Below are 10411 nucleotides of genomic sequence, written 5' to 3'. Positions count from 1 at the left end.
CGAGGACTGAGGGTCAGCCCGCCGAGGACTGAGGGTCAGCGCGCCGAGGACTCGCGGACGCGGGCGCGAGGTGGTGCTCAGCGGGACGCGTGCGCCTCGATCGCCTCGACGATCGCCGGACGCAACTGCGCGGGCGTGATCACGCGGTCCACCGAGCCCACCTCGACGGCCCGGTGGATGCTGTGGACGCCGTCGAACTCGGCGGCCACCTCGGAGATCTTCTCCGCGCGCACCGCCCCGCGGGCCTCGGCCAGCTCCAACTGCAGCGCCGCGTGCGTCTCGGCGGGCGCCTCCCGCAGCTGGGCCTCCAGGGACGCCACCCGCGGGTCGGACGCCGTGCGCTTGGCGACATCCCCGGCGAACACGACCGCGGCCGCAGGGGCTCCGCCCAGCACGGACGCGAAGGATCCCTCGATGGCCAGCACCGTCATGTTCTCGTTGAGCCGCTTGGAGAACACCACGAACGCCCCGCCGTGGTAGCGGGAGATGACGACGAACACGATAGGCCCGGAGAAGTTCACGATGGCCCGGCCGATCTCGGCGCCGTACTCCAGTTGCAGGTTGCGCATCGACTCGGGGGAGCCGTCGAAGCCGGACAGGTTCGCCAGCACGACGAGCGGCCGGTTGCCGGAGGCCGCGTTGATCGCCCGGGCCGCCTTCTTTGAGGACCGGGGGAACAGCGTCCCTCCGGTGTAGGTGTCGGGGCCGTCGGTGGGAGGGAAGCCCTGTCGCGGCACCGGCTTGGATTCGATGCCCAGGACGCAGACGGCGTGGCCGCCGAGGCGGGCGTCCATGACGACGGCCGTCTCGGCGTCCGCCATGCCCGCCCAGCGTTCGACGCGGGGGTGGTCGGCGTCGCAGACGGCGGCGATGACGGTGCGGATGTCGAACGGCTTCTTCCGGTCGGGGTTCTTCGCGTGGGAGAAGACCTCGCCCACGGTGGTGAACTCCGACCCTTCGGCGGCGTGCGGGTAGTCCGACACGTCACGGTCGACCGGGTCGACGCTGACGGCCCGGCGTGGGGCGTCCTCCCCGGGCGCGATGTAGCTGTGGTCGTAGTGGCCCAGGAGGATGCCCATGGCCGCCCCCAGGTTGGGCGCCCAGTACTGGGCCTGCCCATTGGGCCCCATCACCCGGTCGTAGCCGCCGATGCCGAAGTTGTCCTCGGCGGAGACGCCGCCGGAGAAGTCGAGGGACTGCTTGCCGGTGAGGACCATGGCCGAGTCGGGCGTCATGACGAGGATGCCCTTGGTGTGCATGAGCATGGTCGCTTCGGCGTTCCAGTAGGGCTGGGCGCCCACGTTGATGCCCGCGACGACGACGTTGATCTCGTGCCCGGCTTGGGTGAACTGGACGATGCGGCGCAGCGCGGCGGCGACCCAGTCCATGTTCTCGGTGCCCGACTGCATCGACACCCGCGCGCCCGAGGAGAGGGCGAACCATTCCACCGGCAGCCCGCGTTCTTCGGCGAGGTCGAGGGCGGCGATGATGCGTCGGCATTCGGCTTCGGAGACCGCGCCGAGACCCTTGGTCGGGTCCCCGCACAGCGCGATCCGGGTGATGCCTTCGGGGTACAACGGTGTCGGCGTGGTGACCTCGGCGACGATGATGCCTGCGGTGTTGTTGCCGGGCGCCCGGTCGACGGGGGCGAGCCGGTCAGTCCTGGACGCGCCCAACTCCAGTCCTCGACGCCCTGAACCCGAGTCCTCGGCGGGGTGGGGGGCGTTCTCGGCGAGGTGGGGGGTGTCCGCGGCAGGGGCAGAGGGGGTCTCGACGAGGTCGAGTTCGGTGAGCGTGCCGCCCTCACCGGCCAGGGACGCCGACAGCTCGTAGGGATACACCAGGCCGCGGCGGCGCGCCCGCAGCACCTTCGTGGCGTAGTCGTCCAGCGGTTTGAGTGGGGTGGTCGGCGGCGCTCCGACGGACGCGGTGACGCCCGAGCCGGGCACGTTGTGGAAGCGCACCGCCACCGGGAGGGTGCCGTCCGGCCCGGCGTAGCGGCCCTGGCACAGCACCTCCTCGATCCCGGCGCCGTCCGACAGCGGCGTGATCTTCGTCTGCAGCGTCGCGATCTCCTCCAGGCCGACGTCGAACTCGGGCCACACGTGCACCCAGACGTAGTTCATGTCGAGCTTGCTGCCCGCCTGGCCGCGTTCGGCGCGGGTACGGCGGATCGCTTCGAGGCCGTTCTCGACCGCCCGCTCGGCGTGCGGCAGGCCCAGCAGGCGCCCCTCGGCGTCCCGGACGACGGCCAGCTGGCGCACCTGCCCCATCGCGACGAGGCGGCGGTCGTCAGGGTTGGTGCGCGCGACGCACTCGAAGAGCACCACGTCGTCGGGGGCGGGAAGCCGGGTGAGGTGGAACTCGCGCAGCCGCCACAGGTCGAGGCGACGGGCCAGCATGGCGTGCATGCCGCGCATGTTCTCGTCCTCGGCGAAGCCACCCTGGGCGTCAGGACGGAACGAGCGGTACTCCACGACACCGTCGGGGGTGCAGATGCCCACCAGCACCCGCCGGACCCCGGCCCCCCAGTCCCAGGTCGCGAGCGTGCCTTCGAGGCGGGCCGAGACGGACGCCGGATCCACGCCCGCGGGCCAGGCCACGTACAGCTCCGCCACCGCCTCGTCGCCGGGGCGCCGCCGCCCCAGCTCGGCGGCGACGATCCGGGCGAGCGGGCCGTCGGCGGCGAGTTCGTCGCTGCGCCCGAGCGTGGACACGAACCGGGTGGGCCGGTCCTCGATCTCGTAGTTCGCGGTGACGACGGCCCGGCCCTCGATCTGGCTGGTCGCCACGGATTCGAGGGCGAAGTCGGCGTAGTACTTGCGCAGCAGCACCTCCAGCATCGGCTCGTGGGCGCTGACGCCGTCGCGTCCCAGGCGTTCGGCCAGGAAGCTCGCCGTCCACTCGGGGATCGCGGCCAGGGCCAGGATCCGGGCGGCGTAGTCGGGGGCGTCCGGGTGCGCGGCCAGGTCGGCGACCTCGTCGGCCACCCCGGCCAGCACGGCGGCCCGTTCGGCGTCGACCTGCGGCTGGTCGAACCAGCGGAACCTGACCGACCGGGCCAGGTCGCCGACGGCCGGGAAGCGGAGCTGGGTGGCGCGGACGAGGCGTTCGAGCCGAGCGCGGGCAGACTCGGCCAGCTCGCCGTGCGGGGCCGGTTCGCCGATCCAGCGGTCGAGGATGCGCAGCACGATCGGCAGGTCGGCGGCCCCCCGCTTCTGGGCGAGGAAGATCCGGAACACGGCGTCCTCGAGGGCGGGCGTCCGCTCCAGAGAGTCGACCCCGTAGTGGGCCAGGACGGTGCGCAGCCGCTCCTGGAACTGCTCGGGCAGGCCCGCGCGGTCGGCGTCCAGCGTGGTCAGGTAGCGGTGGAAGTGCTCGCGGTCGGAGTGGACGCGCAGTTCGGTGTTGACCTGCTCGCCGAGGGGCCGGTTCCGGTTGAGGGCGGCCAGGTCGGCGAACAGGCCGACCAGCGCGATCTCGCCGGTGAGCACGTCCCCGCCGGCGGCCCGCACCTCGTCGCGGGCGGCCAGGTACTCCTGGAGCGGGTGGGCGTGCGGGGTGACGTCGTAGCCCATGAGGATCGCCGACAGGTCGGCGCGCAGCCGGTCCGCGCGGGCGGACGGGTCGGCGTCGGGTAGCGCTGCGGGCAGGTCGACGGCCGCAGCGGGGGCGGCTTCCTCGGCCGTCTCGGCGGTGAGGGGTTCGAGCCGCACCAGGGGCGCCATGGTCTCCACCTGGGAGCCGGTCATCACGTGGAGTTCCTTGACGCGGGCGTCGAAGGGGGCGGTGACGACGCTCTCCATCTTCATGGACTCCAGGACGACGACGGGCGCCCCGGCGGCGACCTCATCGCCGACGGCGACGGGGGTGGCCACCACGAGGGCGGGGGCCGGGGAGCGCAGGACGCCGCCCTCGTCGCGGGAGACGCGGTGCATGACGTTGTCGACCTCGATGAGGTGCACCGGCCCGTGAGTGGCCGACACGATCCGGTAGCGGACGCCGTTGACGCGCAGGCGTCCGTGGACGTCGTCGAGGCGCTGCACCTCGACGCGGGCCGGGCGGCCGTCCACCTCGACGGTGAACCGGCCGGGTCCGGTGGCGTAGGCGGTGACGCGGTGGGCGGAGCCGCGCAGCTTCAGGTCGACGCTGACGCCGTCGGTGTGCTGGGTCTGCGGGCGTCCCCCGTGGGCGGTCTCCAGGAGGCGTTCGGCCTCCACCGAGGCAGCCTCCTCGTAGGCCTCCAGCGCGGCGGCGACGAGCGCGACCCCCGCGTGGGCGTCGGCGACGAGGCCGCCCGCCGCGCGTTCGCGGTCGATCCAGCCAGTGTCGGCCCAGGCGACGCCGGGGGCGCCGACGACCTCGGGGTGATCGAGCAATTCGAGGACGAAGCTCTTGTTGGTGGCGCCGCCGTCGATCACGACGGTCGTCTCCGCGAGGGCGCGCCGGAGGCGTCCCAGCGCTTCGTCGCGGGTGCGGCCATAGGCGATGATCTTGGCGATCATCGAGTCGAAGTCGGCGGGGATGGTGTCGCCCTCGGCGACGCCGGTGTCGACGCGGATGCCCGGCCCCGCGGGCAGGTCGAGCCGGGTGAGGAACCCGGGGGCGGGCGCGAAGTCGCGGTCGGGATCCTCGGCGTTGAGCCGGGCCTCGACGGCGTGCCCGAACTCCTCGGGACGCTCCCCCAGCGGCTGCCCCGACGCCACGGCGATCTGGGCTTTGACCAGGTCGAACTCATTGGTGACCTCGGTGATCGGGTGCTCGACCTGCAGGCGGGTGTTGACCTCCAGGAAGGCGAACAGCTCCTCACCGGGGTGGTACAGGAACTCGACCGTCCCCGCCCCGCGGTAGTCCACGGCGAGCGCGAGGCGTTCGGCGGACGCCTTCAACTCGGCCACCTGATCGGGTCGCAGCAGCGGGGAGGCCGACTCCTCGATGATCTTCTGGTTGCGGCGCTGGACGGTGCAGTCCCGGACGCCGAGCGCCCAGGCGGCGCCGTGGCCATCGGCGATGACCTGCACCTCGACGTGGCGGGCTCCGGTGACGAGCTTCTCCAGGAACACCACCCCGGAACCGAACGCCCGCTCAGCCTCGTCGCGGGTGCGCTGGTAGGCCTCGGCCAGGTCGTCGGGGCCGTCCACCCGGCGGATGCCACGGCCGCCGCCGCCCGCGGTCGCCTTCAGCATGAGCGGGTAGCCGATCCGTTGCGCCGCCGCCAGCGCCTCGTCCAGGGTGTCGACGCCGCCCCGCGACCAGGGGGCGACGGGGACGCCCACCTCCTCGGCGATGAGCTTGGAGCCGATCTTGTCGCCCAGTTGACGCATGGCGTCGCCGGAGGGCCCGATGAAGGTGATGCCCAGCGAGGCGACCAGGTCGGCGAACGCGGCGTCCTCGGCGACGAAGCCCCAGCCGACCCACACGGCGTCCGCGCGGGCCTCCTGCAGGACGCGGGCCAGCAGCGCGTGATCGAGGTAGGGGCGCGCGGACGCCGGGCCGAGCGGGTAGGCCTCGTCGGCTTCGCGGGCGAACATGGCGGAGCGTTCGGCGTCGGTGTATAGCGCGATCGTCGTGATGGGCTCGGTGTCGCGGCGCTCGGCATTCAGGTCCCGGACGGCGTGGATGAGCCGCATGGCGGCCTCGCCTCGGTTGACGATGGCGATGCGCTGGAACACGGGGCCTCCTTGGTGCGACGACAGTCCCGGATGCGGGCGCGTCGAGCCGCTCCCGCGTGGGCTGGGGTCGAATCTTCCACCGAATCTGGCCGCTGGCGAGTCGGCGCGACGACCTGTCGGAGGCCTGCTGGGAATCAACGGCCGACCTCCCAACAGCCCCTCGGGAACTTTGTAGGGACCCCACAATCCCGGTTGAGGAGCCTCGCCAGCAGCGGCGGTCCGAGGTGAAGAATGGACGCCATGGTGGCGCGCTATCTCATCTCTTTCCCGTGTCAGGACGCCTGCGGCACCGTCGAGACGGGCGAACGCGTCGGCGGAGCCCCCGTGTATCGCTGCCCCGGGTGCGACTCGGAATGGTTCGAGCTCAACGAGCGGACGCCGCAGCCCCCCGCGCCCTCGCCGGGCGTTGCCGCGCCGGACGGGACCGCGTCGCGTTGAGGCACCGGCCCGGCGTGCTGTGAGACTTGCCCCATGCCCGCCGTGCTTGACCATGTCGATCGTCCCGGGCCGACGACGAGGATCAGGTGCGCGCCTATCACGCCGCGGGCCTGGCGGCCGGAGGCAGCAACAACGGTCACCCGCGGCATCGGCCCGAGTATCACGTGGGCTACTTCGCGGCGTTCCTGTTCGACCCGGACGGCCACACCACCGAGGCGGTTCTGCACACTCACCGCCCCTGAGCTGTTCCCTGTGCGACTTAGCTGATCGCCCGCATCGGCCGATTAGCTGATCGCCCGCATCGGCCGAGCGGGACGCCTCAGCCGGGCGATCACAGCAGCGGCCACGATCACCGCGGCGGCGACCAGCGCTGCCACGCCGACCAGAGTGGAGGACGGCGTCGCGGTGAGCCGGCCGACGGCGATCCAGCACATCGCCCAGGCCATGGCCGCAGCCACCGCGATGCGACCGCCCAGGCGCACCGCCAGCCAGACGCCGAGCGCGGCGCCCAGCGCCAGAACCCCGACGGCCCAGTACTGCCCTTGCTCCAGCGGCGGGTTGACCCCGGAGGCCACCAGCGCGGCGGTGACGTTGGCGATGGTCGCCACGGAGACCCAGCCGAGGTAGATCCCGAAGACACCGTCGACCAGGACCCATTCGGGCAGTCCGGGTGCGGGCTTCTCGCTCAGCCGGGCCACCAGGGTGCCCAGGGTGAGGGCGAGCGCGGCGATCACGGCGACGCTGACCCAGATCCAACCCACCTGGGTGACGAGCAGCCACGCCCCGTTGAGGACCATCGAGACGGCGGCCAGCCACCAGATGCGATCTGCGCGCCCGGACGCCCGCGAGGCGGGGAGCCACTGCCACACCACGTAGGCGAACAAGCCGAGGTAGATCAGCGACCAGACGGAAAAGGCCGGGGACGCGGGCGTCACAAGGGTGGCATCGGCGGCGAAGGCGCCACCCGAGCTCTCCTCGACGCGTTCGCCGATCACCCCGAATCCGTACAGCGTCCCCAGCACCATGAACACGGCGCTGACACTCACCAGGATCCTGCGCACCATCTCAGACATGGCCAGCTCCCCTCGTCGCCGGGCCCAGGCGGTCCCTGGGACCGGATGTCGCTCCCCACACAACCGCACGGGCACGACGTTGACAAGGGAAGCGACGATTCACATCGACGACGGCCGGGCCGCCCTGGCGTCTCAGGCCTAGCAGGAGCCGACCGTGGCGTACTCGCCTGCGATCAGCTTCAGGGCGCCGCTGGCTTCTCGGACGAAGTACCACCGCCCCTCACGAATCGGCCCGGCGAACGCTTCCCCACCGCCGCTCGTGTACTGCACGGCTGACTCGTCCGTGCACACCTGCAAGGTGATGATTGACCCCGCCGCGCTCGTCCCGGGGAACTCAGAGGTGCGCGCCACCTGTGACTCGCCGCTCACCCACGTTTGCTTGCTCAGGTCGGGGAGAAGCTCCCCCGTGATCCAGCGCCGGATGGAGCCTGTGGCGACCTGATCGAGTTCGGGCGTGAACTCTGGTGCTGATTCGCGGCTGAGACGACTAACCTCGGCCCAGTAGCGCCGATACACCGCATCCGCTTCGGCCACGAGGGCGTCCCGCTCCACCGCCTGCGTGTACTGCTCAGCGGTGCAAGGCACCGATTCACCCCCACCGACGGGAATACACCGATACACGGGGGAGGCCGTCGCACCCGGCGTTGCCAGGGTGCCGCAGCCAACAAGCGCCCCCACTCCCACACCGAGCAGGATGGCGGCGCCGATGCGCACGTACGAGCCGCTCATGCGCAGGACTCCACTGGGTCTACCACCAAGTCGATGATCTGGAGGCTCCCGCTCTCGCTGCGGGCGTACGCGGGCCACATGTACGCGCGAGATCCCTGGAAAGGCTCGCCTCCTCGCGGGTTCTGGTAGCGCGCCCCCGAGTAGTCCACGCACGCCACGATCTGCACAAGGGAGCCGTCCACGGGCTCCGACGTCGTGTCGCGGGTCATCCACGCAAGATCGACGCCGCCCTCAATCATCGGACGAGACGTGACCTCCGAGAGGGCTTGCGCCAGCGCCTCTCGATCCGACCCCGTGACGAGCGACTCCATCTCGGGTGATAACTCCCCGGCTCCCACGCGACGCAGTCGGTCCAACTCCAGCAGGTAGCGCTCGAAAACGTCATACGCCTCCTCAAAGAGAGCGTCGCGTTGGCGGGCGACCTCAAACTCCTCGGCCGTGCACGGGACACGATCGCCCCCGTCGGCGGGGCGGCACTGGTAGGCCGGTTCGGCCCGCAAAGTCGGGTAGGGCGTCGGCGCCACGGGTACCGATGCGCATCCGGTCGCCGCCGCAAGCGCCACCATCACCACCGCAGCGGTGCGGAGTGTTCGGCTGGCTCGGGAAGGGCGCGCCCGGCCGGACGCAGTGTCGAGGGAAGAAGTAACCATGGTGGGGTTCCATTCGCTGGGGGTGGCCCCAGCCTGGCAGAGACCACCCACGCCTGCCGCCGAGAAGTGCGGTTATCCACAGACGTCGCGGGAATCCCCAGGCCCCGCCGCCCGAGTCCCCCACCCGGTGCCCGGTCCGACGGCGATGGCATGCGTCGCGGGGACCCAGGTCGCGGCGCCCCTTACGCCAACCAGTAGTCCGGATCGGCGACGGACGCGTCGTAGTAGGCGAGCAAGGCAGCCGAGTCGGCGGCGTCCAGCCCCCGGGAACGCAGCCAGCGATGCACCTCCGCGGACGCGGCGGTCAGCGGCACCGGCACGCCCGCCCCGCGCGCCGCCTCGGTGGCCCCGTCGAGGTCCTTGATCATGTTGCCGATGCGTCCGGTGACGGTCGGGTCGGCGGTGGCGAACTTGACGAAGAACTCCTGCAGCAGCGGCGAATCCCCCCGGCCGCCGCTCAGCGCCCCGCGCACCACCTCGGCATCGAGGCCGCTGGCGCGCACCAGCCCGGAGACTTCCGCGAGCGCGTTCATGGCGGTTCCGACGATGATCTGGTTGAGCAGCTTCACCGTCTGGCCCGCGCCCGAGGGGCCGCAATGGGTGAGGCGCGCCGCGAGCGCCGACAGCACCGTCGTGGCCCGCGCCACGTCCTGCTCGGTGCCGCCCAGCATGAGCGTCAACGTCCCGGCCAGCGCGGCCGGAGCGCCACCCGACAAGGGGGAATCGACCCAGGCGTGCCCGGCGTCGGCGGCCCGGCGGGCGAGGCGCCTCGTGGCACCCGGGTCGATGGAGGACATGTCGATCACGAGGACGGGGGCGTCGCCGGTGGCGGCGCCCTCGGCGCCGAAGGCGGCCAGCTCGACGATGGCGGCGTTGGGAAGGGAGAGGATCACCACGCCGCCCGCCGCGGCCTCGGCGGGCGTGGCCGCGGCACGTGCGCCCGCCTCGACGGCCCGAGCGACGGCGCCGGAGTTCACGTCGAAGGCGGCGACCTCGTGCCCGGTTTCCAGGAGGCGCGTGAGGATCGCCGTCCCCATCACTCCGAGCCCTACCAGTCCGATCGTGCTTGCCATGTTCGCCCCCGTCGTGGTTGTTCGTGCGGTGGGCTCATCCTCCCAGACACGGTGCGGCAGGGGGGCGGTCGCGGCTCCTCAGCGGACGCCCGGCTCCCCCAGGAGCCCGGCGCGTTCGGCCAGGACGGCGACGCCGACCCGATTCCGGACGCCTAGCTTGTGCTGCACCGCGCCCAGGTGCTGCTTGACGGTCGCGGCCGACATGTAGAGCCGGGTGCCGATCTCCACGTTCGTCAGCCCGTGGCCGGTCGCGATCGCCACGTCGCGCTCTCGCGCCGTCAGTCTCCCCAGCAGCGTGACGGCGGCACGCCGGGCCGCATCGTCACGGCGCCCCACATGGTCGAGCAGCCGCCGGGTGCTGCGCGGGGACAGCACGGCGTCCCCATCCATCACCGCTCAGATCGCCGCCACGATCTCCAGGGGAGCCGCGGTCTTGAGCAGGAAGCCGTCGGCACCGGCCTCCAGGGAGCGGACGACCGCGTCGTCGACGTCCCACGTGGTGAGCGCGATCACGTGGGGCGGCGAGGGCAGCGCCCGCACGAGTCGCGTCGCCTCGACCCCGTTCAGGCGAGGCATCCGCAGATCCATCAGGACCACCCCGGGCTTCAACTCGCGGGCGGCCGAGACGACCTCGTCGCCGTCGGATACCTCGCCGCACACCTCGATGTCGGCGACAGCGCCCAGCAGGCTGACCAGACCGGTGCGCGCCAGCGGGTCGTCGTCGACGAGCAGGACGCGGATGGTCGGCACGCTCGGCATCCTAGGCCCCGCCGCCG

Annotated in this window: 8 protein-coding genes; 1 reads left to right on the top strand and 7 read right to left on the bottom strand. The window is 72.0% G+C overall.

Translation table 11 applies throughout. The annotated features are described in order from the left end of the window. Nucleotides 1-77: 77 nt before the first annotated feature. Nucleotides 78-5672: an ATP-binding protein gene (locus tag V7E09_RS12240; RefSeq protein WP_324523453.1), complete on the bottom strand. Its 5595-nt coding sequence runs from the start codon at nt 5670-5672 to the stop codon at nt 78-80. A gap of 524 nt (nt 5673-6196) precedes the next feature. Here V7E09_RS12240 and V7E09_RS12235 point away from each other — a divergent pair. Further along, nucleotides 6197-6352, top strand: coding sequence for a hypothetical protein (locus tag V7E09_RS12235; protein ID WP_324509999.1), 156 nt, complete (start codon nt 6197-6199; stop codon nt 6350-6352). A 42-nt stretch (nt 6353-6394) separates the two neighbouring features. On the opposite strand, the gene V7E09_RS12230 is transcribed toward V7E09_RS12235, so the two are convergent. The 6 genes from V7E09_RS12230 to V7E09_RS15740 form a co-directional block, all read right to left on the bottom strand. Further along, nucleotides 6395-7183, bottom strand: a complete 789-nt coding sequence (locus V7E09_RS12230) for a TspO/MBR family protein (RefSeq protein WP_324510000.1) — start codon at nt 7181-7183, stop codon at nt 6395-6397. Nucleotides 7184-7321: 138 nt separating this feature from the next. Continuing rightward, on the bottom strand, nt 7322-7912 hold the full coding sequence (locus V7E09_RS12225; RefSeq protein WP_324510001.1) for a hypothetical protein: 591 nt from the start codon (nt 7910-7912) through the stop codon (nt 7322-7324). After that, complete coding sequence (locus V7E09_RS12220; RefSeq protein ID WP_324510002.1) at nt 7909-8484, bottom strand: hypothetical protein; 576 nt, start codon at nt 8482-8484, stop codon at nt 7909-7911. Before V7E09_RS12220 ends, V7E09_RS12225 begins: the two co-directional genes overlap by 4 nt. A 260-nt stretch (nt 8485-8744) precedes the next feature. Beyond that, entirely contained in the window at nt 8745-9635 is an 891-nt protein-coding gene (locus V7E09_RS12215) for an NAD(P)-dependent oxidoreductase (RefSeq protein WP_324523452.1), read from the bottom strand. Between the two features lie 78 nt (nt 9636-9713). Next, a complete protein-coding gene (locus V7E09_RS15745) occupies nt 9714-10025 on the bottom strand; it encodes a response regulator transcription factor (protein ID WP_442956889.1) in 312 nt (103 codons plus the stop codon). Between the two features lie 6 nt (nt 10026-10031). Beyond that, nucleotides 10032-10385 carry a response regulator gene (locus V7E09_RS15740; RefSeq protein WP_442956888.1) on the bottom strand — a complete coding sequence of 118 codons (354 nt, stop codon included), beginning with the start codon at nt 10383-10385 and terminating at the stop codon, nt 10032-10034. Nucleotides 10386-10411: the final 26 nt, after the last annotated feature.

It is taken from the genome of Propioniciclava sp., assembly GCF_036744435.1.
In the GTDB taxonomy this organism is placed as follows: domain Bacteria; phylum Actinomycetota; class Actinomycetes; order Propionibacteriales; family Propionibacteriaceae; genus Propioniciclava.
Note: the sequence above shows the minus strand (reverse complement) of the source record. Positions and strands in the feature narration are given on the sequence as shown.